This window comes from Kitasatospora sp. NPDC114501 (assembly GCF_055633695.1).
The window spans coordinates 96,362-120,512 of sequence record NZ_JBVKDS010000006.1 but is presented as its reverse complement, the minus strand read 5'-3'; the positions used below and the strand labels follow the sequence as shown (position 1 = coordinate 120,512).

At 73.3% G+C, this 24,151-nt stretch carries 16 protein-coding genes; 13 read left to right on the top strand and 3 right to left on the bottom strand.

The window, feature by feature from the left end:
- Window positions 1–30: 30 nt before the first annotated feature.
- Window positions 31–1,419 carry a condensation domain-containing protein gene (locus tag ACZ7RU_RS13345; protein WP_470341034.1) on the bottom strand — a complete coding sequence of 463 codons (1,389 nt, stop codon included), beginning with the start codon at window positions 1,417–1,419 and terminating at the stop codon, window positions 31–33.
- 181 nt (window positions 1,420–1,600) lie between these two features.
- Between ACZ7RU_RS13345 and ACZ7RU_RS13340 the strand changes: the two genes are divergently transcribed.
- The 4 genes from ACZ7RU_RS13340 (at window position 1,601) to ACZ7RU_RS13325 (ending at window position 7,711) form a co-directional block, all read left to right on the top strand.
- Window positions 1,601–2,848 carry an acyl-CoA dehydrogenase family protein gene (locus ACZ7RU_RS13340; RefSeq protein WP_470341033.1) on the top strand — a complete coding sequence of 416 codons (1,248 nt, stop codon included), beginning with the start codon at window positions 1,601–1,603 and terminating at the stop codon, window positions 2,846–2,848.
- A 123-nt stretch (window positions 2,849–2,971) separates the two neighbouring features.
- Window positions 2,972–4,348, top strand: coding sequence for an FAD-binding oxidoreductase (locus tag ACZ7RU_RS13335; protein WP_470341032.1), 1,377 nt, complete (start codon window positions 2,972–2,974; stop codon window positions 4,346–4,348).
- A 430-nt stretch (window positions 4,349–4,778) separates the two neighbouring features.
- Window positions 4,779–6,707 carry a CRTAC1 family protein gene (locus tag ACZ7RU_RS13330; RefSeq protein WP_470341237.1) on the top strand — a complete coding sequence of 643 codons (1,929 nt, stop codon included), beginning with the start codon at window positions 4,779–4,781 and terminating at the stop codon, window positions 6,705–6,707.
- Window positions 6,704–7,711, top strand: coding sequence for an enediyne biosynthesis protein (locus ACZ7RU_RS13325; RefSeq protein WP_470341031.1), 1,008 nt, complete (start codon window positions 6,704–6,706; stop codon window positions 7,709–7,711). The genes ACZ7RU_RS13330 and ACZ7RU_RS13325 overlap by 4 nt, the downstream gene beginning before the upstream one ends.
- Window positions 7,712–7,843: 132 nt before the next feature.
- Here the strand turns inward: ACZ7RU_RS13325 and ACZ7RU_RS13320 are convergent, their stop codons facing one another.
- The gene (locus ACZ7RU_RS13320; protein ID WP_470341030.1) at window positions 7,844–8,569 is read right to left on the bottom strand and encodes a maleylpyruvate isomerase family mycothiol-dependent enzyme; all 726 of its coding nucleotides are present in this window, start codon (window positions 8,567–8,569) and stop codon (window positions 7,844–7,846) included.
- A 249-nt stretch (window positions 8,570–8,818) separates the two neighbouring features.
- Between ACZ7RU_RS13320 and ACZ7RU_RS13315 the strand changes: the two genes are divergently transcribed.
- From ACZ7RU_RS13315 to ACZ7RU_RS13305, 3 genes are all read left to right on the top strand, one after another.
- On the top strand, window positions 8,819–9,832 hold the full coding sequence (locus ACZ7RU_RS13315) for a DUF1702 family protein (protein ID WP_470341029.1): 1,014 nt from the start codon (window positions 8,819–8,821) through the stop codon (window positions 9,830–9,832).
- Window positions 9,833–9,922: 90 nt separating this feature from the next.
- Window positions 9,923–10,897, top strand: a complete 975-nt coding sequence (locus ACZ7RU_RS13310; protein ID WP_470341028.1) for a DUF1702 family protein — start codon at window positions 9,923–9,925, stop codon at window positions 10,895–10,897.
- A 2-nt stretch (window positions 10,898–10,899) separates the two neighbouring features.
- A complete protein-coding gene (locus tag ACZ7RU_RS13305; RefSeq protein WP_470341027.1) occupies window positions 10,900–12,258 on the top strand; it encodes a cytochrome P450 in 1,359 nt (452 codons plus the stop codon).
- A 107-nt stretch (window positions 12,259–12,365) separates the two neighbouring features.
- Here the strand turns inward: ACZ7RU_RS13305 and ACZ7RU_RS13300 are convergent, their stop codons facing one another.
- Complete coding sequence (locus ACZ7RU_RS13300; RefSeq protein WP_470341026.1) at window positions 12,366–13,145, bottom strand: helix-turn-helix transcriptional regulator; 780 nt, start codon at window positions 13,143–13,145, stop codon at window positions 12,366–12,368.
- A gap of 446 nt (window positions 13,146–13,591) precedes the next feature.
- Here ACZ7RU_RS13300 and ACZ7RU_RS13295 point away from each other — a divergent pair, with 446 nt between their 5' ends.
- The 6 genes from ACZ7RU_RS13295 (at window position 13,592) to ACZ7RU_RS13270 (ending at window position 24,140) form a co-directional block, all read left to right on the top strand.
- On the top strand, window positions 13,592–14,122 hold the full coding sequence (locus ACZ7RU_RS13295; RefSeq protein ID WP_470341025.1) for a DUF5987 family protein: 531 nt from the start codon (window positions 13,592–13,594) through the stop codon (window positions 14,120–14,122).
- Entirely contained in the window at window positions 14,119–15,774 is a 1,656-nt protein-coding gene (locus ACZ7RU_RS13290) for a GMC family oxidoreductase N-terminal domain-containing protein (RefSeq protein ID WP_470341024.1), read from the top strand. The genes ACZ7RU_RS13295 and ACZ7RU_RS13290 overlap by 4 nt, the downstream gene beginning before the upstream one ends.
- Before the next feature lie 40 nt (window positions 15,775–15,814).
- A complete protein-coding gene (locus tag ACZ7RU_RS13285; protein WP_470341023.1) occupies window positions 15,815–16,876 on the top strand; it encodes a carboxymuconolactone decarboxylase family protein in 1,062 nt (353 codons plus the stop codon).
- 123 nt (window positions 16,877–16,999) lie between these two features.
- Window positions 17,000–23,053 (top strand): type I polyketide synthase, encoded by a 6,054-nt coding sequence (locus tag ACZ7RU_RS13280; RefSeq protein WP_470341022.1) that lies wholly within the window; start codon window positions 17,000–17,002, stop codon window positions 23,051–23,053.
- A complete protein-coding gene (locus tag ACZ7RU_RS13275; RefSeq protein WP_470341021.1) occupies window positions 23,053–23,550 on the top strand; it encodes an acyl-CoA thioesterase in 498 nt (165 codons plus the stop codon). Before ACZ7RU_RS13280 ends, ACZ7RU_RS13275 begins: the two co-directional genes overlap by 1 nt.
- The gene (locus ACZ7RU_RS13270; protein ID WP_470341020.1) at window positions 23,547–24,140 is read left to right on the top strand and encodes a flavin reductase family protein; all 594 of its coding nucleotides are present in this window, start codon (window positions 23,547–23,549) and stop codon (window positions 24,138–24,140) included. The genes ACZ7RU_RS13275 and ACZ7RU_RS13270 overlap by 4 nt, the downstream gene beginning before the upstream one ends.
- Window positions 24,141–24,151 lie beyond the last annotated feature (11 nt).

The following is a 24,151-nucleotide window of genomic DNA, read 5'->3' as shown; positions in this document are numbered from 1 at the left end:
GTCGGGGGGCGTCGGACCCGTTTCCCGCTCTCAGGAACGCTCGGGGCGGAGGTCCAGGGGCGCGTCCGGCGCGCCGACCAGCTCCCGCAGCACCTCGCGGAAGCGGTCCACCTGCTCCGCCAGCGAGCTCTCGTCGTAGAGGTTGCTGTTGTACTGGATGCCGGCGACCACGTCCCCGGCCGGATCCAGGTTGAGCGTCCACAGCGCGCCGTTCGGCACGTCCGAGCCCACCGGCTGCGAGGTGAGCCGGCGGCGCACCTCGGTGAACTCCAGGTCCCCGATCAGCTCCCCGTCCAGCAGGAACGGGAACGGGAAGACCTGGAAGACACAGGCGGCCCGGCCGTCCTCCAGCGTCGGCAGCATCAACTCCGGTGCCTGGCCGAGGATCTGCCCGAACGGGATGTCGTGGGCGTACGCCTCCAGGCTGGTGGTGCGGATCCGGGAGACCACCTCCGCGAAGTCGCGGGCCCCACCGAGCTCCGTGCACAGCGGGAGGAAGTTGAAGAACGGCCCGACGGTGTGGTGGAAACGGTCCTCGCCGCGCCCCGGTGAGAAGGTGGGCACCACCACCCGGGTCGTTCCGGTCTCCCGCGCCACCATCACCGCGAAGGCGCCCATCAGCACCATGAACGGCGTGCTGCGCAGCGCCCGGCCGATCTCCACCGCCCGCCCGGTCAGTTCGGCGTCGACGGTGAAGCGGTACACGGCGGTGGACTCCGGCAGGCCGGAGGACTTCGGCCGGTCGGTGGCCACCGAGTAGATCCGGGCGCCGGCCAGGTGTTCCCGCCAGAAGTCGCGCGACTCCTCGAGCGCCGGATCCTCGGCGTACTCACGCTGCCAGACCGAGAACTCGCGGTACGGCAGGGCGTTCGGCAGCTCGGGCTGCGTGTGCCCGCGGCGCTCGGCGTAGCGGACGGCGAGGTCGCGGATGATCAGCCGCACCGACCAGCCGTCGGCCGCGGTGTGGTGCACGACCAGCGCCAGGACCGCGTCCTCCTCGTCGAAACGGAGCAACGTCGCCTTCAGCAGCGGGAGTTCGCGGGCGCTGATGGTGCCCGACTCGACCTCGGTGATCAGGTCCTCGACCGCCTGGTCGCGGGCCGCCGGATCCGCTCCGGACAGCTCCCGCAGCTCCAGCCGGACCGGGGTGGGCGGGTGGATCTCCTGGTACCGCTCGCCCTCGCCCCGGACGATGGCGGTGCGCAGCGCCTCGTGCCGCACCACCACGTCGTCCAGGGCCAGTTGCAGCGTCGCGGCGTCGACCTTCCCGCGCAGCCGCCAGCCGTGCACGATGTGGAACCGCGGGCCGAACGGCCCCTCGTCGTCGCCGCGGTCGAAACCGCAGAGGAATTCCTGGTTGAAGGAGAGTGGCGTCCTGCTCACCGGTGCGTCCGACTGCGGCTTTCCGTCGAGGCTCATGGGAATTCCTCTCACTGGTTCCGGGGCGAATTCGCCCCGGAACCGTAGCAACCGCCCTGCCGCCGCGGTTCTTCGATCGTGCTGGCAATCAGGGAGATGCGGCCCGGCCGGGCCGCGCGCGACGCTGGCCGGGAAAGTCCCGCGGGAAAGCCCGCCCGAACCGTAGAGGAGCCGCGCGCACATGACGGTCGCCACGAATGCCGCAGGGTCCGGCTCGCCGCAGCCGACCGAGCCCGGTCCGACACCCGAGGAGATCATCGCCAGGGCCGAGGCCATCGCGCCGCTCCTGGTGCCCCGGCAGGCCGAGACCGAACAGCGTACCTACTACGCCCAGGACACCCACGAGGCGTTCGCCCGGGCCGGCTTCTACCGGATCCTCGTCCCGAAACGGTACGGCGGCTACGAGTTCGGCATCGACACGTTCCTGCGGGTGGCGATGACCCTGGCCCGCGGCTGCCCGTCGACCGGCTGGATGTACTGCCTCGGCGCCACCCACGCCCTGCCCGCGGCCTCGCTGTTCGGCGAGCGCGCGCAGGCCGAGCTGTTCGCCGGCGGCGACTTCATCTGCCCGGCCACCATCGTCCCGAACGGCACGGCGGAGCGGGACGGGGACGGCGGCTGGCGGATCGACGGCACCTGGAACTACTGCTCCGGCTCGCCGTACGCGACGCACTTCATGGGGCACGTGCCGATGCCCGGCGAGGACGGCGAACCGCCGGCGCCGATGCTCTTCGTCGCCCCGCGCGAGCAGTTCCGCCGGCTCGACGACTGGGGCGGCCAACTGGGCCTCAAGGGCAGTGGCTCGCACAGCATCGTGATCGAGGACGGCCGGGTCCCGGACCACCTGACCCTCCCGCGCACGCACATGAGCGAGGTCCTCGTCGACGGCGACGGGGGCACGCCCGGGTACCGGCTGCACGGCAACCCGGAGTACGGCGGCGGCTCGCTCAGCTTCATGGTGCTGGAGGTCGCCTCGCTCGCCGTGGGCATGGCCCAGGGCGCGCTGGACGCCTACGGGGAGCTGATGGTCTCCCGCACGACGCTGTTCCCGCCCGTGGTCACCCGCGCCGAGGACCCGGACTACCAGTTCTGGTACGGCGAGGCGGCCGGCATGATCGCCACGGCCGAGGCGGCCGTGCTCCAGGCGGTCACCCAGTGGCAGGAGCTGTGCGCCCGGGGGCCGGGCGCCTTCACCCGGGAGCACGACCTGCGCCTGGCCACCATCTGCCGCGAGGTGATCCGGCTGTGCTGGCACGCCGTGGAGGGGCAGCTGTTCCCGACGGCGGGGTCCAGCTCGGTGCGGCACGGCGAGCGGATCGAGCGGGTCTGGCGCGACCTGTCCACCCTGCACAGCCACTCCGGGATCGGCGTCTTCCTGTCCGCGGTGACCACCCGGGAGCTCGCCCGCGCCCGGTTCGGTGTCAAGTAGCCCGTCGAGCGGGCCGCCGAGCGGGCCGCTGAGAGCCTGGCCGGCGAACAGCCCGTCGAGCAGGCCGCCGAGAGTCCGCCGAACAGTCCGTCGCACAGCCCGCCGAACCGAGGAGTTCCAGTCATGACCGAGACCGAGCAGGCCGTCGCGCTGCCCGGGGAGCCCGCCTACACCGCCGCGACCGCCGTGTTCAACCTGGCCGCCCCGGTCCGGCCCGCGGCGGCGGTGACGGTCCGCACCGTCGAGCAGGTCCGGGCGGCGCTGCGCCACGCCCGGCACGCGGGGCGGTGGGTCCGGGTGCACGCCACCGGGCACGCCGCCTCCTCGGCCCGCCCGATGGACGACGCCCTGCTGATCCGCACCGAGCCCGACGGCCCGGTGGTGGTCGACCCGGTGGCCCGCACCGCCCGCGTCCCGGCCGGGACGCGCTGGGGCGAGGTGGTCGAGGCCGCCGCCGCGCACGGGCTGGCCGCGCCGCACGGCACCTCGCCCACGGTCGGGGTGGTCGGATACCTGCTGCGCGGCGGGATCAGCTTCTACGGCCGCCGGGCCGGGCTCGCCGTGAACAGCGTCCGGGCGGTCGAACTCGTCACCCCGGACGGCGAGTTCCGGCGGGTCTCGGCGAGCGAGGACCCGGAGCTGTTCTGGGCGCTGCGCGGGGGTGGCGGCGGCTTCGGCGTCGTCACCGCGGTCGAGATCGGGCTCTTCCCGGCGGCCCGGGTGGTCACCGGCGCGGCGTTCTGGCCCGCCTCGCACGGCGCCGAGCTGCTGTCCCGCTGGCTGCACTGGACCGGGGACGCGCCCGAGGACGTCACCACCGTGTTCCGGGTGATGAACCTGCCGGCCGTGCCCGGCATCCCGCCGGAGCTGACCGGCGGCCCGGTGGTGTGCCTGGCCGGCGTGGTGCTCAGCCCGACCGAGGACGGCCTGGCGACCGCCGAACGCCAGGCCGCGGACCTGCTCGGCCGGTTCCGCGTGGTCGCCGGGCCGGTGCTGGACACCTGGTGCACCACCACGCCGTCGGCCGTGGTCGGCACCCACATGGACCCGACCGACCCGGTGCCGGTGCTCGGGGACCACCAGCTGCTCTCCGAACTCGGCGCGGACGGCGCCGAGACGTTCCTCAAGGTGCTCGGTGAGGGCTCGGGTTCGCCGCTGGTCAACGCCGAGCTGCGGCAGCTGGGCGGCGCGCTCGCGGTGCCCGATCCGAACGGCGGGGCGCTGAGCCACCTCGACGCCGCCTTCGCCTTCACGGCCGGCGGCCTGGCGGTCGACCCGGCCTCGGCGGCGGCGGTCCGGGCGCACTGCGCCGAGGTCCGCTCCGCCCTGGCGCCCTGGGACACCGGCCGGACCGCGCCGACCCTGGTCGAGCGCCTGGAGCAGCCGCAGCGGCACCTGTCCGCCGCCGCCGTCGAGCGGCTGGACCGGGTGCGCCGTCGGGTGGACCCGGAGGGGTGGATGCGCCACGACGTGCCGCCGGGGGCCTCCGCCCGCTACTGACCCCCGCGGGCCCCCCGCCGGCCACGGACCCGCCCGGCGGGCACCGACCCCCGCTGACACCGCACGCACCCCGCCGAAGCGCCCTCCGCGTACCTCCGGAGGGCGCTTCGGCGTGTCCGGCCGGCCGAATTGCGGTATTCCCCCACCGGAAAACTCTTGGCAAAAGCCGGGGTGGGCCGGTGAGCAATGTGAGAGATGCCTGTGGGAGCGCGCGGAGTTCATGCTCGTGCAGTAGACCTGCGCGTGAAGTGGGATTCACCGTCGCATTTCGGGAACGCGGATTCAGGACCCAGGGCTTTTTCCGCCCGCCGGAGTCGGCCGCGTCTGTGCACTCGATGCGAGAGCAAGGTCGTACGCGATCTGCTGAGAGGGGAATTCGGTGTCAAACCGTGAACGATTCCGCAGACTGGTACCGGGCCTGGTGGTGATCATGGTGGCCGCCTCGCTGTTCTTCGCGGCGAGGAGCTCGGTCGCGGTGGCCGGCGCGGAGGACGTCGCGAAGAAGTACGGCTTCAAGGAGATGCCCATCGCGATGCCGCCCGGCTACGACCAGCGGCCGATGAAGACCGTCCGGAACGTCAACCCGGCCTACCAGAAGATCCGTTCGTGGATCTCCTCGGTCGGGGCCAGCATCGCGATCAACGACCTCACCGGGCACGGTGTGGCCGACAGCATGTGCATCGTCGACACCAGGACCGACAGCGTGGTCGTGACCTACACGCCGACCGCCCGGGACGCCGACCGGTTCACGCCCTTCGTGCTGGACGGCAGGCCGCTGCCGATGGACGACACCATGGCGCCCACCGCCTGCACCCCCGGGGACTTCAACGCGGACGGCCGGATGGACCTCCTGGTGACGTACTGGGGCCGGACGCCGATCCTGTTCATGGCGAGGTCGGACGCCACGACCGTGTCCCCGAGCGCCTACGTGCCCCGGGAACTGATCCCCTCGGAGTCGCTGGACGGGAAGTACCACGGCCCGCGCTGGAACACCGACGCGGACTACGTCGGGGACCTCGACGGCAGCGGACACCCGTCGATCGTGATCGGCAACTACTTCCCCGACTCCGACGTGCTCGACCCGAACGGCCTGAACAACGTCGAGATGAACGACTCGCTGTCCAGCGCCAAGAACGCTGGCGGCGACCACGTCCTGCGCTGGCAGCAGAGCACCTCGGGCCCCGAGCCCACGGTGTCCTACGTGGAGGAGAAGGGCGCCATCCCCTACGACGCGTCGACCGGGTGGACCCTCGCCATCTCCGGCGCCGACCTGACCGGCGACGGACTGCCCGAGCTGTACATCGCCAACGACTTCGGCCACGGGCACCTGCTCTACAACCGGTCGACGCCCGGGCACATCGAGCTCACCGAGGCCAAGGGCGAGCGCACCCCGACCACGCCCAAGTCCTTCGTGCTCGGCAACGGCTCCTTCAAGGGCATGGGCGTCGACTTCGGCGACCTCGGCCGCGACGGCAAGTTCGACATGATGGTCAGCAACATCGCCGTCGCCTGGGGCCTGGAGGAGAGCAACTTCGTCTGGATCAACAAGGCCAAGGACGAGGCCGACATGCAGGCCAAACTCGCCGACGGCATCGCACCGTTCAAGCAGGAGGCCCAGGAACACGGGATGGCCTGGAGCGGGTGGGGCTGGGACGCCAAGATGGGCGACTTCCTCAACAGCGGCGAGCTCAACGTCCTCCAGGCGACCGGCTTCGTGAAGGGCAAGATCAACCGCTGGCCGTGGCTGCAGGAGATGGCCATGACCAACGACGACCTGCTCTCCAACCCCGCGATGTGGCCCAACGTCCAGCCGGGCGACGACATCGCCGGCGACGAGGCCGTCGCCTTCTACGCCAAGACCCCCGGCGGCCCGTACGTCAACATCAGCTCCCAGCTGGGCATCGCCGTGCCGACCCCGACCCGCGGCCTCGCCACCGGTGACACCACCGGTACCGGCAAGCTGGACTTCGCCGTCGCCCGCCAGTGGGGGCCGCCCGCCTTCTACGCCAACACCTCGCCGAACCTCGGCAGCCAGCTGAACCTGCGGCTCTACCGGCCGACCGCCGAGGGCGGGGCGGGCCAGGGCCTGGTGAACACCGGGGCCCCGGCGTACGGCGCCACCGTGTGCGTCATGACCCCGGACGGCAACCAGATCTCCCAGCTCGACGGCGGAGGCGGCCACGGCGGCTACCGCAGCTTCGACGTGCGCTTCGGCCTCGGCTCCCACCAGGGGCCGGTCACCGTCAAGCTGAAGTGGCGGGACGCCACCGGCGGGCTGCACGAGAAGACCCAGGAGATCACCCCCGGCACCCACTCCCTGATGCTGACCAGTGACGTCCAGGAGGTCCCGAACCGATGAGCGCGACCGCGCAAGCCCACCCCGGCGGGGCCCCGGCGGCCGCGCCGGCCGCCCCCGCGAAGCCCAAGGACCCGCGCTACCTCGCCCTGCGGAACTTCGCGATCTCCATCAGCGTGTTCAACATCTTCGGCTACACCCTGCTCGGCTTCGAACAGCCCTGGCTGTGGCCGTTCATCGCGGTGTTCACCGCCTACGCCTGTGAGATCTGCTTCGAGCTGATCAGCGCCTGGGCCCAGCGCCGCTCGCCGCGCTTCCGCGGCAACGGTGTGCGGGGGGTCTACGAGTTCCTGCTGCCGGCGCACATCACGGCGCTCGCGGTCAACATGCTGACCTACGGCAACAACCAGCTGCTGCCGCTGTTCTTCGGGGTGGTCATCGGCGTCGGCGGCAAGCACGCCCTGCAGGCGCCGATCGCGGGCCGGATGCGGCACTACATGAACCCGTCCAACTTCGGGATCACCATGTCGCTGCTGTGCTTCGGCTCCTGGTTCAGCATCTCGCCGCCGTACCAGTTCACCGAGAACGCGAACACCTTCTTCCGCGTGATGATCCCGCTGATCATCGCCACCGCGGGCACGGTGATCAACGCGCTGCTCACCAAGCGGACCCCGCTGATCGTCGGCTGGCTCGGCGCGTTCGCCATCCAGGCGTTCATCCGGCACTGGATCTGGGACGTCGCGCTGTTCTCCGCGCTCGGCGCGATGACCGGCGTCGCCTTCGTGCTGTTCACCAACTACATGATCAGCGACCCGGGAACGACGCCGATGAAGGCCAAGGCGCAGTTCATGTTCGGCTCCTCGGTCGCCATGGTCTACGGGGTCCTGATGGTGTTCAACGTCGTCTACACCCTGTTCTACGCCACCACGATCGTCTGCGCCCTGCGCGGGATCGGCTGGTGGGTCGCCCACCTGCTCCAGCGGTCCCGGCAGGCGGCCTCCGCCGGTGCGGGCGCCGCGGACGGGACGGCCGCGCAGCCGCAGCAGATCGGGGCGGTCGCGGCCTGACCCACCACGGGTGACACCGAGACGGCGCTGGGGCGCTGCCCGACCGGGCAGCGCCCCAGCGCCGTTCGCCGTTCCGCCGGGAAGGGCGGCCCGCCGGGAAGGGCGGGCCGGCGGGAAGGGCGGGCCGGCGGCCTACCGCTCGGCGAGCACCGCCTCGACGGGCTTCGCCGGCGGGTGGAACGGCCCCCAGGTGAACGCGGGCAGCCAGGTCTCGGGCGCGGCGCTCCAGGCCAGTTCGGCGATCTGGCCGAGCGACCGCCGGCCGGTGAGCGAACGCAGCAGGTCGTGCCGGTGCCCGCGCAGCACGGCGGCCGGCTCGCCGTCCCCGGCCAGCCACTCGGCGCCCGGCGTCTCGATCCGCAGCGCCGGAAGGCCCCGGGTGCGCACCGCGGCGGAGAAGCCCCGCACCACCAGGTCCAACGACGAGGGGTAGGAGGGGTGTTCCGGCACCACCGGCACCCCCAGCGCGCCCCGGATGTCGAGTTCATGGGTGAACGCGTCCATCATCAGCATGGTGTGCCGCAGCTGCGGGGACTCGGTGATCACCCGCTCCACCGGGCCGTCCAGCCGCTTCCACTCGGCGAGCAGGCCGGCCAGGCCGTCGCCGGAGCCGTCGTGCGGGACCTCCCACAGGTTGCCGGGCGCGTCGGCGGCCACCGTCCGGCAGACCTCCAGCAGATGGCCGACCACGTCCTGGACGGTCCACCCCGGGCAGGCGGGCACCGGAACACCGGCCGCCCCGGGGCGCTGCACCAACGCGGTGACGTACTCCCGGGAACCGCGGTAGGCGAGGTGGTCGGGCGCCCGCTCCCAGAGCGACCCGGGCGTGGCCTCGGCGTTCCGCTGATACGTGCTCATACGGGCTCTCCTTCGGTTGGACGGCCGTGACGGGACGGACCGGCGACGCCGGAACTCCGGTCTCGCGCGGGCCGGTTCCATTGTGGTGCCAGGGCCCCGCGGCAAGGCCGACGCGGGCGGGCGGAGCACGTCCGAAGATGTCCGGGGGCCGGGCGGATCCAGGAACGCAACCGCGGAGATGCGGACCGTGACCCGGCGTCAGGACCATGGGGGGACCGTTGATTTCTGGACGTGAGCCTGGGAGGCATCGTGCCGACGACCTTCGGATCGCTGCGCCGGCTGGTACTGACACCGTCACTGGCCTCGGTGACCTTCGCCGGGCGGGGATTCCCGGTGACACCGACGGAGGCCACCGAACGGCTGGAGGCGGTGCCCCAGGCGGTGGTCTGCGGCTTCGAGTGGGGGATCGACGCCCGCGGCCAGTGGGAGGTCGAGCGCAGGCTCGGCCTGGTCGAGCCGGAACAGCGCGGATTCGCGTACGAGGGCGCCACGATGGCCTTCACCGTCCTGGACGCGATGGGCGGCGGCCACCGCACCCGCGACCTGCTGGCCGGGCCCGGGCAGCCGCACATCTTCCTGGCGTACATCGGCATCGGCTTCGCCATGGCGCGGCTGCCGAGGTCGCTGTGGCGCAAGGTGCTGCCGGACCTCACCGGGACGCCCTACCACCCGACCATGAGCTGGCTGGCCGTCGACGGCTACGGCTTCGACCTCGCCTACTTCCACACCCGGCGCTGGGTGGACGAGCAGCGCCGGCCGAAGCCGTACCCGTGGCAGGGCGCGCCCGGCTACTTCCAGCGGGCGGTCGACCAGGGCGTCGGACGGGCGCTGTGGTTCATCCACGGCGGATCGCCGGCCCATGTCGCGGCCGCCGTAAGGAAGTTCGGCGCGGACCGGCAGGGCGACCTGTGGAGCGGCGTGGGACTGGCCGCGACCTTCGCCGGGGGCGGCACGGCCGAGGGCCTGGCCGGGCTGGCCGACACGGCGGGCCCGCACCGGGCGGAGCTCGCCCAGGGGTCGGTGTTCGCCGCCAAGGCGCGCGCGTACGCGGGCTTCGTCCCGGCGCACTCCGAGGTGGCCTCGACGAGCCTGACCGGCCTGTCGGTGGAGGCGGCCGCGAAGCTCGCCGACGCCTGCGCCGTGGACGACCTCGGCGCGGGCGCCGCCGGCGGGACGCCCCCGTACGAGCTGTGGCGGGCGAACGTGCGCGCGCACTTCCGGGACGGCGGGCCCGCGCCGCTTCCGACGGCCCCGGCGCACTGAGCGCCCGCGCGCAGGGCCCGGGCCGGACGGGTGCGAACCCCTCCGCGGGGCGGATCGGCCGCCTCGCGGGAAAACCGAGAGGAGTATGGCGTGGCCAGTGCATGGCGGACGCTCCGACGTCGAATTCTCACCCCGAACACCTCTGAAACGCTCCTGGAAACGCGTGGTTTCCACCGGAAGTCGCCGGCCGCCCAGGAAATCCTGGAGACGGTCGGCGCGCGCTTCCTGGAGGGCTACGCCCACGCCGTGGAGGCCCGGAACCCGGCCGAGGCGGAACACCCGCTGGAGGAGATCCCGGTCCGGTTCCGCGGCTTCGCCTACGAGGGCGCCGGAATGGGCTTCGCCATGCTCGACGGGCTGCGGCTGACCGGCCGCGACTCGGTGGCCCGCTTCCTCACCGGCCGGGGCGCCGACCACGTCTACATGGTCTACGTCGGGATCGGCTGGGCGATGGCCCGGCTGCCCAGGTTCCGCTGGCCCGACATCGACGCGCTCGACCCGCTGCTGCGCTGGCTGGTGCTCGACGGGTACGGCTTCCACCAGGCGTACTTCCGCACCGACCGGTACGTCCACCAGCAGTACCGGGATCCGGCGTTCCCCTGGCCGGCGCACGACCACCCGTCGTACGCGGGCCGCGCCATCGACCAGGGCATCGGCCGGGCCCTGTGGTTCGTCGGCGGCACCGACGCCGACCTGGTGGCGACCATGATCGAGAAGTTCCCGGAGTCCCGGTGGTCCGACCTCTACGGCGGCGCCGGACTGGCCGCCACCTACGCCGGGGGCGTGGGCGAGGCCGAACTGTGCGCGTTCCGGGAGCGGGCCGGCGAGCACCGGGCGATGGTCGCCCAGGGCAGCGCGTTCGCCGCGGAGGCCCGGATCCGGGCCGGACTGCTGGTGCCGCACACCGAGCTGGCCACCCGCGTCTTCTGCGGGATGTCGTCCGCCCAGGCGGCCGCGGTGACCCAGGAGGTGCGCCCGGCCGGGCCGGTGCCCGGCGCACTGCCCGCGTACGAGGTGTGGCGCCAGGCCATCGCCGACCGCTTCCCCGCCGTCGGGGGGTGCTAGCCGTGGCCGCCGCCCACCGGGTGCCGCCCGGCCCGCCGCGCCGGGCCGCCCCCGTCCTGCTGCGCAGGCTGGTGGGGGACCGGCTCTCGATGATGCGCTCCGCCGCCGCGGAGTACGGCGACGCGGTCCGGATCTCCATGGGCCCCAAGACGCTCTACTTCTTCAACCACCCCGACCACGCCAAGCACGTGCTCGCGGACAACGCGGCCAACTACCACAAGGGGATCGGGCTGGCCCAGGCCCGGCGCGCCCTCGGCAACGGCCTGCTGACCAGCGAGGGGGAGCTCTGGCGCAAGCAGCGCCGGCAGATCCAGCCCGCCTTCCAGCACAAGCGGATCGTCCAACAGGCCGACGCCGTCGCGGAGGAGGCGGCCAAGCTGGTCGGCCGGCTGCGGGCGCACGAGGGCGGCGGACCGGTCGACCTGGTCAAGGAGGTGACGGCGCTCACCCTCGGGGTGCTCGGCCGCACCCTGCTCGACGTCGACCTCAGCGCCTTCGAGGCGGTCGGGCACGACTTCGAGGCCGTGCAGGACCAGGCGATGTTCGACATGGTCACCATGGGCATGGTGCCCGGCTGGGTGCCGCTGTCCACGCAGCTGCGCTTCCGCAAGGCCCGGCGGGACCTGCAGAAGGTGGTCGACCGGCTGGTGGCGGAACGGGTCTCCCGCGACGGCGGGGAGATCGGGGGGGACGACGCGCTGTCCCGGCTGATCGTCGCCACCCGCCAGGAGCCCGACCGCGCGGTCGCCCGGCAGCGGATGCGCGACGAACTGGTCACCCTGCTGCTGGCCGGCCACGAGACCACGGCGAGCACCCTGGGCTGGACCTTCTACCTGGCCGACCGGCACCCCGAGGTGATGGACCGGCTGCACGCCGAGGCCGTCGAGGTGCTCGGCGACCGCCTGCCCGAGTTCGACGACCTGCACCGCCTGCGGTACACCTCGATGGTGGTGGAGGAGGTCATGCGGCTCTACCCGCCGGTGTGGATCCTGCCCCGGCAGGCCCAGGCGGACGACGAGGTCGGCGGGTACCACGTCCCGGCCGGCGCCGACGTCCTGATCTGCCCGTACACCCTGCACCGCCACCCCCGGTTCTGGGACGCCCCGGAGCAGTTCGACCCGGAGCGGTTCGACCGGGACCGGGCCACCGATCGGCCGCGCTACGCCTACATCCCGTTCGGGGCAGGGCCGCGCTTCTGCATCGGCAACCACCTCGGGCTGCTGGAGGCGACCTTCACGATCGCCATGGTCGCCCGCGACCTCCGTCTGGCCAAGGTGCCCGGGTACCGCGTGGTGGCCGAGCCGATGCTGTCGCTGCGGGTGCGCGGCGGCCTGCCGATGACGGTGCGTTCCGTCGGCTGAGCGACCACCCCGCCGGTCCCGCCCGGCGGAGCCCGTACGGCAGAGCCCCCGCGACGGACGTCGCGGGGGCTCTGTGCGGAGGCCGCCGTGGTGCCGGCCACGCCGGATCAGGCGGTGTCGGTGATCAGGGCCCGTTCGGTGGCCAGCGCCACCGCCCGGGCGTCCAGCAGGGCCAGCAGGACCGGCGGGTCGAGGACGCGGGCCGGGCGCAGGCGCAGTTCGATCGGCAGCAGCGGCACGTCCGGCCGCACCTCGATCGGTCCGACCGATCCCACCGAGACCTCGCGATCACCCGTCAGCACCTCGTCGAAGGCGGCCGGGACGGAGTGCGCCAGCAGGTACCAGGTGCCGGCCGGCACCTGGTCGAATAAGAAGACCCCGGGGCGGGGGAGGACGGTACACGCGGCCGGCCGTCCCTCGGGGACCCGGGTGGGGAACAGCCCGACGTACACCCGGCCGAGGTCCCCGGCGATCGGGGCGCGGATCTCGCCGCGGAAGGTGGAGAGCTCCGTGCCGCGGGCCAGGCCGCGCAAGTCGACCTCGATCCGGGGAGTGAAACCCCCGAGCTGGCGGTAGGTGGTGGGGGGGACGCCGACGCTACTGGCGAACCGCGAGCTGAACGTACCGACGCTGTTGTAGCCCACGCGGTGGCTGATCTCGGTCACCGTGAACGTCGTTTCGATGAGGAGGCGCTTGGCCGTTTCGAGGCGGATGGCGGACAGGAACCGCCGCGGCGAAACCCCGGTCATCCTCTGGAATTCCCGGGAGAAGTGGAATTTGCTGTACATGGCCGCCTGCGCCATGTCGTCGATGGTCAGCAGCTCACCGATGTTGTCGTGCATGGTCTCGATGGCCCGGGAAACGGCTTGCTCGATGGCAGATGTCATCTTTGACTCCAGCTTCTCCGCTGCACCTGCGGATGAACGGAAATTCCATCCTGGCGATGATCGGGAACGAAAGTCGCGGCCGCGGTGACCGGCCGACCGTCCGTGCCAGGCAAGCGAAGGGAGGACCCCCTTCGGAAAGGCGAAGCTGACAATTGTCGCCGCCATAGCAAGTGACGACCGTAGCAGCAGGCACATGACAGTCGCAACGGTCCGGTGGCACTTGCCGCTGGCATGCCGATCCGGGAGAAGTCCCGGAATTCAGGTTTGAACGGCCGCCGGTCGCCCTCAGCAACACGGGAGATGCGGACGAGGGCGAATTACGCGCACGATGCCACAGTCGCGTATGCGAATCGGGATCGGCCGATGTGCGCCGGCCCGCTTTTCGACAAGAACCTGAGGAGATGCCGGTGGGCTCGCCTACCTCAGATCGACACGATTACCGGACCATGACGCTCGAAGCGTTCGCGGACACCATCGTCCCGGGCGAGAAGCGTTCCCCCGACGACCGGGCGGTGGCCGGGGCCTCGACCGGCGGCGGCGCCGTCCAGGCGGGCGCCATCGAGCTGCTGGAGACTCCCGCGACCGGACTGACGGGCGCCCTGGACGACTACGAGCAGGCGCTGAACCGCCACGCGAGCACGTACGCGGACGAGCACGGCCTGCGGCTCGACGACTCGGTGCCGCCGTTCGTCGCCCTTCCGTTCGCGGACCGGACCAGCCTGGTGCAGGCGCTGACCGGCAAGGACCACCAGGAACGTGAACTCTGGGTCCTGCTGGCGCTGTTCGCCAACATGGCCTTCGACACCGCCGCCCACATGCACACCACGGACGCGCTGGAGGCGGGCCACCCGGGCCTCACCGGGATGGGGTTCATGAAGCCGGACCAGGACGGCCTGTGGCGGTTCCCCGACTTCTCGTACGGCAGGCAGCTGGCCGAGCGCCACCCGGACACCACGTCTTCAGGGAGTCCCGCATGACAAGCACCGAGAGCACCGACGTCCTGATCGTGGGCAGCGGCTTCGGCGGCGCGATCGCGGCGTACCACCTGGCGGCCGGCGGCGCGAAGGTCACCATCCTGGAGCGCGGCCCGTGGCTCAAGGCGGACGACTTCGACCACGACTTCATGCTCGGCTCCTCGTACACCCGGATCTTCGACTTCGTGGTCGGCGACGGCATGAGCCTGCTCGGCGGGAACTGCGTCGGGGGCGGCAGCGTGGTGTACTTCGCCGCGATGCCGCGCGCGCCGCGGTTCGTCTTCGAGCGCCGCGGCAGCATCGGCCGCCGGATGTGGCCGGCCGCCATCGACCGGGACGTCCTCGACCCCTGGTACGACCGGGTGGCCGAGGCGCTTCCCATCACCCAGCAGGACTGGAACGACGTCACGTTCGCGGGCGGGCTGTTCGCCGCCGCCTGCGAGCACGCGGGACGCACCGCCAACCCGGTCCCGGCCGCCATCGACCGGGCCAAGTGCACCAACTGCAACTGGATGATGTCCGGTTGCCGCTTCGACGCCAAGCGGTCGCTGCTGCTGAACTACCTGCCCGCGGCCCTCGCGCACGGCGCCGAGATCCGGCCGCTGCACGAGGTGCAGCAGCTCTCCCGGACGGACGACGGCGGCTACCGGGTGCACTACTCGGTCGTCGACGACGAGGACTACCGGGTGCACGTCGGCAGCGGCACGATCGACGCGAAGATCATCGTGCTCGCCGCCGGCGCCGGCGCCACCCCGGTGATCCTCCAGCGCTCCGAGGCGAACCTGGGCACCATGCCGCACGCGGTGGGCCGCTACTTCTCCGGCAACGGGGAGCGCCTCAACACGGCCGTCGTCGACGAGGACAAGGCCCGCGACCTGCTGGGGCTCAAGCGCTCCGACGGCCGGGCGTTCCGGGCCAACCAGATCGGCAAGGGCCCGGTCGTGGCGAGCTGGGACAACCTCGACGGCTCGCTGCCGGAGCACTCCCGGTTCTCCCTGGAGCAGCTCTACTTCCCGCCGGGGTTCGGCACCATCCTGGCCCAGGTGCCCGACGCGAGCGGGCCCAGCTGGTTCGGCGTGGAGAAGAAGGAACTGGTCCGGCAGTGGCAGTCCTGGCTGACCGTCTTCACCATGATCGAGGACGACAACGAGGGCGTCTTCGGCCCGCCGCCGGCCACCGGCAACGCGCAACGGATCTCCCAGCAGATGCTCGGGCGCGGGACGATCTCGTACCGGCCGACCGCCAACACCCTGCGCGCCTGGGAGGAGTCGGACGCGGTCGTCAAGGACATCCTGGAGCGCGACGGCCTCGCCCGGGTCATGCCGTGGACCAACGACCTGGTGGGCGCCTACACCGTGCACCCGCTGGCGTCCTGCCGGATCGGCGACGACCCGCGGACCTCGGCGCTCGACGACCGGCAGGAACTGCGCAACCACCCGGGCATCTTCGTCACCGACGGCTCCGCCGTCCCGGGGGCGCTGACGGTCAATCCCGCGCTGACCATCTCCGCGCTCGCCGAGCGCGCGATCCCCGGCATCGTGGCCGCCGCGCAGCAGCGCGGCGTGAACGTCAAGTACGGCGCGCCCGCGCCGGACGGCGGCACCAGCGGACGGCGGGGCGTGCAGGTGCAGCTGCCCGGCCTGATGCGCCGGTAGCGGACACCCGTCGCCGGATCGAGCCATCGAGGAGGGGCACATGACGACACCGTTCCTGCGGCCGGCCCTGCGGAGGTCCATGGCGGGGATCCACCGGGTCGCCCCGGTGCGGCCGGCCGACGCGGGGGAGGAGGTGGCCCGGGTCTACACCGAGGTCGAGCGGGAGTTCGGGATGCTCGCACCGCCGATCGGCCTGCACGCCGCCGCGCCGGAGGTGCTCGCCGCGTCCTGGGTGATGCTGCGGGAGACCCTGGTCGCCGGCGGGCGGGTCGACCGGGCGACCAAGGAGGCGGTGGCCGCGGCCGTCTCGGCCGCCAACGCCTGCCCGTACTGCGTGGAGGTGCACAGCGCGACGCTGGGCGCGCTGCTGCCCGGGGCGGGCGCCCCGGGCACGGCCCGGGCGGCGGCGGAGGCGTCGGCCGACTGGTTCCGGGAGGACGGGGACCACGGGCGGACGCCGGGCGCGGGGCCGCCGTTCCCGGCGGAGGCGGCGCCCGAGCTGGTCGGGGTGGCGGTCACCTTCCACTACCTCAACCGCATGGTCAACCTGTTCCTCGCGGAGAGCCCGCTGCCGGCCGGCCTCCCGGCGGCCGCGCGGTCGGCGGCGCGGGCCGTCCTCGGCCGGCTGATGCGCCGCGGGGCGCGCGTCGCCCCGCCGGCCGGGACCTCGCTCGACCTGCTGCCGTCCGCGCCGCTGCCCGGGGACCTGCGCTGGGCGGCGGGCACCCCGAGCGTCGCCGGGGCGTTCGCCCGGGCGGCCGCCGTGATCGACGCGGCGGGCGCCCGGTCGGTTCCGGACGGCGTCCGCGGCCTGGTCCTGGACCAGTTGGCCGGGTGGGACGGCCGACCGCCGGGGCTCGGCCGCGGCTGGGTCGAGGACGCGGTGTCGGCGCTGCCCGGGGACGAGCGTCCGGCGGGCCGGCTGGCCCTGCTGACCGCCAAGGCCTCGTACCAGGTCGACGACGGTGTCGTCGCCGGGTTCCGGCGCGACCGGCCCGGCGACGCCGCACTGATCGAGCTCACCGCCTGGGCCGCCCTGACGGCGGCCCGGGAGCTGGGCGCCCGGCTCGGCGACCGCGTCCCGGCGGCCGCCGGCACCTGACCCCGCGCACGTCCGCACGACCGAGGCTCCCGCCGACCGGCGGGAGCCTCGGTGCGTTCCCGGACGCGGACGGCCGGATAATCACGGCGTTATCGAATAGCGCGGCCAGGAAATCACACCGTTATGGAAAAGCGGCATCACGCCGTTATGGAAAAGCACCGGCCCGGACCAGTCGGAAAGCAAACTCGGAGAAGACATCCGGACGGCCGCAGATGCACGCTTGACGACAGTGCAGAGTGTCGAGCCGGCGACAATATTCGCCGTCAATTCATCTCCATGGGTGGTGAATACGTGAGCAGTGAGCGGATCGCTATCGTGGGAATTGGACTCCGTTACCCGGACGCCAATTCGGCGAGCGAACTGTGGGACAACGTACTGGGTGGTCGGCGGGCCTTCCGGCGGCTGCCGGACGAGCGGATGAACCAGGCGGACTACTGGTCGGAGGACCGGGGAGCGCCCGACCGGCACTACACGAAAAAGGCCGCCGTCCTCCGGGACTACGCGTTCGACCGCATCAAGTACAGCGTCGCCGGGAGCACCTACCGGGCGACCGACCTGACGCACTGGCTGGCCCTCGACGTGGCCGCCGAGGCGCTCGCCGACGCCGGATTCCCGGACGGTTCGGGACTTCCCCACCAGAGCACCGGCGTGGTGGTCGGAAACAGCCTCACCGGGGAATTCTCGCGGGCCAACATCATGCGGCTGCGGTGGCCCTACGTGCGCCGCACGGTGGCCGCCGCGCTGGCCGGCCACGGCTGGTCCGAGGGCGAGGTCGCCACGTTCCTCCAGGAGCTGGAGCCGCAGTACAAGGCACCCTTCCCGGCCATCGACGAGGACTCGCTGGCCGGCGGCCTCGCCAACACCATCGCCGGCCGGATCTGCAACCACTTCGACCTGCGCGGTGGCGGCTACACGGTCGACGGCGCCTGCTCCTCCTCGCTGCTGTCCGTCGTCACGGCGGCCAAGGCGCTCGCCGACGGCGAGCTGGACGTGGCCGTCGCCGGCGGCGTCGACCTCTCCATCGACCCGTTCGAGGTGATCGGCTTCGCCAAGACCGGCGCGCTGGCCACCGGCGAGATGAAGGTCTACGACCGGGACTCCAACGGCTTCTGGCCCGGCGAGGGCTCCGGCATGCTCGTGCTGATGCGCGAGCGGGACGCGGTGGCACAGGGCCGGCGGATCTACGCGAGCATCAGCGGCTGGGGCGTCTCCTCCGACGGCAAGGGCGGCATCACCCGGCCGGAGGCCGGCGGCCACCGACTGGCGCTGACCCGCGCCTACCAGCGGGCGGGCTACGGCGTCGAGACGGTCTCCTACTTCGAGGGCCACGGCACCGGCACGGCCCTCGGCGACGCCACCGAGATCGAGGCGCTGTCCTCCGCCCGCCGCCTCGCCGACCCGACGGCCCGTCCGGCCGCGCTGGGAACGGTCAAGGGGAACTTCGGGCACACCAAGGCCGCCGCCGGCGTCGCCGGTCTGATCAAGGCGGCCCTCGCCGTGCACCACCAGGTGATCCCCCCGGCCACCGGCCACATCGACCCGCACCCCGGCCTGCTCGGCGACGAGGCGGCGATGTACGTCCCGCGCCAGGCCGAGCTCTGGCCCGCCGACCAGCCGGTCCGGGCCGGGGTGTCGGCGATGGGCTTCGGCGGGATCAACACCCACGTCGCGGTCGCCCAGGCACCCGGCAGCACCCGGCGCGAGGCGCTCGACGAGCGCACCACCCGGCTGGTCGCCGGCCGCCAGGACGCCGAACTGCTGCTGCTGGACGGGGCGGACACGGCCGCGCTGCGCGCGGAACTGGCCCGCCTGCTGGAACTCGTACCGAAGCTGGCCCAGGCCGAACTGGCCGACCTGGCCGGCACGCTGGCCGACCGGCAGACCGGCGGCCCGGTGCGCGCCGCCGTCGTCGCGACCACACCGGACGACGCCGTGCGCGGCCTCGAACGGCTGCTGGCCCTGCTCGACTCCGGTGCGCGGGAGGCGTTCTCGGCCGGTGAGGGAGTCTTCCTCGGCCGCGCCCGCACCGCCCCCCGGATCGTCTACCTCTTCCCGGGACAGGGCTCCGGCCGCGGCGCCGTCGGCGCGATCCGGCGCCGGTTCGCCACGGCGGAGGAGGTGTTCCGGGCGGCCGCGCTGCCCACCGGCGACGACCAGGTCGCCACCCAGGTGGCCCAGCCGCGCATCGTCACCGGTTCGCTGGCCGCCCTGCGGGTGCTCGACGCGATCGGCATCCGGGCCGACACCGCCGTCGGCCACAGCCTGGGGGAGCTGACCGCCCTGCACTGGGCGGGCACGATGACCGAGGAGCAGGTGGTGCGCCTGGCCACCGTCCGCGGCCGGGTGATGGCGCGGGCGAGCCGCGGCGGCGGCGCGATGGCCGGCCTGGCGGCGACCCCGGAGCAGGCCGCCCGGCTGTCGGCCGGCCAGGACGTGGTCGTCGCGGGCTACAACGGACCCCGGCAGACCGTGCTCTCCGGCCCCGCCGAGGCGGTCGACGAGGTCTGCCGCCGGGCCGCGGCCGAGGGCGTCACGGCGACCCGGCTGAACGTGTCGCACGCCTTCCACTCGCCGCTCGTCGAGCCGGCCGCGGTCGCGATGGCGGCCGAACTGGCGGAGTTCGACTTCAGCGAGCCGGTCCGCCCGATCGCCTCCACGGTCACCGGCCGGTTCCTGGACCCGTCCGCCGACCTGCGGGAGGTCCTGCGCGAGCAGGTCCTGCTCCCGGTCCGGTTCCAGGAAGCCGCCACCGAGGCGGTCGCCGGCGCCGACCTGGTCGTGGAGGTCGGACCGGGCCGGGTGCTGTCCGGCCTGCTGGCGGAGATCGCCCCGGACCTCACCACCCTGGCGGTCGACACCGACAGCCCCTCGCTCGGCCCGCTGCTCAGGGTCGCCGGCGCCGCGTACGTGCTCGGCACACCGCTGCGGACCGAGGCCCTGTTCGGCGACCGCCTGGTGCGGCCGCTGCCGGCCGACGGCGCGATGACCTTCCTGGCCAACCCGTGCGAGGCGGCTCCCGCCATCGACGCCGACCTGGCGGACCTGGCGGACCGAGCCGCCCGGGACGGCGGACCGGACCGGACCGAGCGGGACGGCGCGAAGGCGTCCGCGGACACCGACGCGGCCCAGGACTCCACCCTGGAGCTGCTGCGCCGGCTCGCCGCCGAGCGGGTCGAACTGCCGCTGGACTCCGTCACCGCGCAGACCCACCCGATGGACGACCTGCACCTGAGCTCCATCACCATCGGCCAGATCGTCAACGACGTCACCCGGGCGCTCGGCCGGCCCGTGCTCGCCGCCACGCCCAACTACGCGACCGTCAACCTGGGCGGGATCGCCGAGCTGATCGACCAGCTGGCCGACACCGCGCAGGACGGCGCCGCGTCGGCGGGCGAGGTCGACGGCGTCGCCCCGTGGGTGCGGCCCTTCGCGGTCGAGCACGTGGCGGCCGCCCTGCCGGCCCGGCCGCAGCCCGGCCCCGCGGACCCCGCCGGCCACTGGACGGTCCACAGCACGCCCGGCCACCCGCTGGCCGAGCCGCTGCGCACCGCGCTCGCCGCCGCGGGCCTCGGGGACGGCGTGCTGCTCTGCCTCCCGGACGCGTGCGGACCGGACGAGACGGAGCTCTTCCTGGCCGCCGGGCGGGCCGTGCTGGCCGCCCCCGAAGGCACCCGGCTGGTCGTGGTCCAGCACCGGCTCGGCGCCGCCGGGCTGGCGAAGACCCTGCACCTGGAGCACCCGTCCGTCCCGACCACGATCGTCGAACTGCCCGACACCGCGCCGGAGGGGACCGCCCGCGACGAGGCGGTGGCCCGGGTGGTCGCCGAGACCGCCGCCACGGCCGGCTTCGCGGAGGTCCGCTACCAGCCGGACGGCAGCCGGACCGTCCCGCTACTGCGCCCGCTCCAGCTGAGCCCGGTACCGGAGGGCGGCTCCCCGCTCGACGCCGGGGACGTCCTGCTGGTCACCGGTGGCGGCAAGGGCATCACCGCCGAGTGCGCCATCGCGATGGCCAAGGACTCCGGGGCGGCCCTGGCCCTGATCGGCCGCGCCGACCCGGCCACCGACCGCGAACTCGCCGGCAACCTCGCCAGGATGGACGACGCCGGCCTGCGCTACCGCTACGCCCGCGCCGACGTCACCTCGGCCGGGGAGGTCGCCGCCGCGGTGGCCCTGCTGGAGAGCGGGCTCGGCCCGGTCACCGCGGTGCTGCACGGCGCCGGGCGCAACCACCCGGCCTCACTGGAGGCGCTGACCGCCGAGGACTTCCGGCAGACCCTGGCGCCCAAGACCGACGGCCTGGAGGCGGTCCTCGCGGCCGTCCGACCGGAACGCCTCAAGCTGCTGGTCACCTTCGGCTCGATCATCGGCCGGGCCGGGCTCCGCGGCGAGGCGCACTACGCCACCGCCAACGACTGGATGACCGAACTGACCCTCCGCTTCCAGCAGCGGTACCCGAAGGCCCGCGCCCTCGCGCTGGAGTGGTCGGTCTGGTCGGGCGCGGGCATGGGCGAACGGCTCGGCGTCGTCGAGGCGCTGATCCGGGAGGGCATCACGCCGATCTCCACCGAGAACGGCATCCAGGTGCTCCGCGAGGTGCTCGCGGACCCGACGGCCGGCCCCGTCCTGGTGGTGAGCGGACGGGCCGGCGGCCTGCCGACCCTCGCCACCGTCCGGCAGGAGCTGCCGCTGACCAGGTTCGTGGAGCGGGTGGTGGCGCACCACCCCGGCATCGAGCTGATCACCGAGACCGAGCTCACCGAGGGCGGCGACCCGTACCTGAGCGACCACCGGCTCCAGGACGACCTGCTCTTCCCCGCCGTGCTCGGCATGGAGGCGATGGCCCAGGTCGCCGCCGCGGTGAGCGGCCACCAGGGCCCGCCGCTGCTGGAGGACGTCGAGTTCCGGCGGCCCGTGGTGGTCCGGCCGGGCGGCTCGACCACCATCCGGATCGCGGCACTGGTCCGGGATCCCGGGACGGTCGACGTGGTGCTGCGCAGCGAGGGCACCGACTTCGCGGCCGACCACTTCAGGGCCACGCTGCGCTACCCGCGGTCCGAGGTGCCCGCTGCGCCGGTGCCGGCCGGGTTCGGCCTGCCGGCGGTGCCGGTGGACCCGGTGACCGAGCTGTACGGCAGCGTGCTCTTCCAGGGCAAGCGGTTCCAGCGGCTGCTGGAGTACCGGCGGGCGAGCGCCCGGCACGCGCTGGCGGAGATCTCCACCACCGCCCAGGCGCCGTGGTTCGCGGCCTTCCTGCCGCAGGACCAGCGGCTGGCCGACCCCGGCACCCGGGACGCGATGATGCACGCCATCCAGTGCTGCGTGCCGGACGCCACGCTGCTGCCGCAGGGCATCGAACGGCTCTGGCTGGCCGACCCGGCCGACCAGGACTCCGAGTACGTGGTGCTCGACGCCAGGGAGCGCTCGCAGGACGGGGACAGCTACGTCTACGACCTCGACGTGCGCACCCCGTCCGGGAAGGTGGTCGAGCGCTGGGAGGGGCTGACCCTGGTCGCCGTCCGCAAGCGCGACGGAGCCGGGCCGTGGGTGCCCGCGATGCTCGGCTCGTACCTGGAACGCGGCTTGGAACGGGTGCTGGGCGGCAGTCGCGCGGTGGTCGTCGAACCCGAGGCCAAGCCCGCCGCGGACGGCACGGCGCAGGCCGCCGCCCTGGACGGGGACCGCAGGGCCCGCACCGCGACCGCCCTCGGCCGGGCGCTGGGCCGGCCGGTGGAACTGCGCCACCGGCCGGACGGCAAGCCCGAACTCGCCGGTGCGCCGGAACTCGAGGGAACCACGGTGTCGGCCTCGCACGCCGCCGGCCTGACCCTCGCGGTGGCCGGGCGGGGGCGGCTCGCCTGCGACGTCGAGACCGTCGTGGAGCGGACCGCCGAGGACTGGGACGCGCTGCTGGGCGCCGGCCAACTCGCCCTGCGGGACCTGCTGGTGACCGATGCGGGGTGCAGCCCGGCGGTGGCCGGCACCCGGGTCTGGAGCGCGCTGGAATGCCTGCGCAAGTCCGGTGCCACCACCCAGGCGCTGACCCTCGACCGGGTCCACCCCGGCGGCTGGGTGGTGCTGTCCGCCGGTGACGCCTCCGTCGCCACCTGGGTGACCACCGTCAACGACCGGACGGAGCCGGTGCTCTTCGCGGTCCTCGTCGGAAAGGAGAAGTGATGTCGGCCTACTACGAGATCCGGCACACCGTGGGGTTCGAGGAGACCAACCTCGTCGGCAACGTGTACTACGTGAACTACCTGCGCTGGCAGGGGCGTTGTCGGGAGATGTTCCTCAAGGACAAGGCGCCGGAGGTGCTCGCCGAGCTCCAGGACGACCTGAAGCTGTTCACCCTCAAGGTGGAGTGCGACTTCTTCGCCGAGATCACCTCGTTCGACGAGCTGTCGGTCCGGATGCGGCTGGAGGAGCTGACCCAGACCCAGATCCAGTTCAGCTTCGACTACCTGCGGATCGACGGCGAGCAGGAGAACCTGGTCGCCCGCGGCCGGCAGCGGATCGCGTGCATGCGCGGACCGAACACGGCCACCGTCCCCGCCCGGGTGCCCGAGGCGCTGCGCCGGGCGCTGGTGCCGTACGCGGAGGGACCGGCCGTCGCGCGGGCCCTCGCGGCCCAGGCCGCGCCCGGCGGGCCGGTGGAGACGGGGCGGGCGCTGTGATCGGCAACGGCCCGTCCCCGGTCAACACCCGGCCGCCGGCCCCGGCCGCGGCCCCTGCGCCGGCCCCGGTGGCCGAGAACCGGGCCGTCCTGCCGGGCGCCCTGCGCGAGACGATGGCCCGGTTCGCCACCGGGATCACGGTGCTGACCACGGGCGGGGAGAACGTCCACGGGATGACCGCCAACGCGTTCAGCTCGGTCTCCCTGGAACCGCCGATGGTGCTGTGCTGCGTGGCCCGCTCCGCGACGATGCACGAGGCGATCACGGCGACCAGGTCCTTCGCGGTCTCCGTGCTCGGCGCCGAACAGGAGAGCCTGGCGCGGTACTTCGCGAACAAGAGCAGGCCGCGCGGCGCCGCCCAGTTCGACGGCCTCGACTGGCAGCCCGGCCCGTTCACCGGGGCCCCGCTGCTGTCGGACTCGCTGGCCTGGCTGGAGTGCAAGCTCGCCGAGCAGTACGACGGCGGCGACCACTCGATCTTCCTCGGCGAGGTGCTGGCCGCGGACTGGTCCGACCACCGGCAGGCGCTGCTGTTCTACGGCGGCGCCTTCCACCGGGGCGTCGGCGGGAAACCGGAAGGGATCGGCTGAGCGGGGGATGG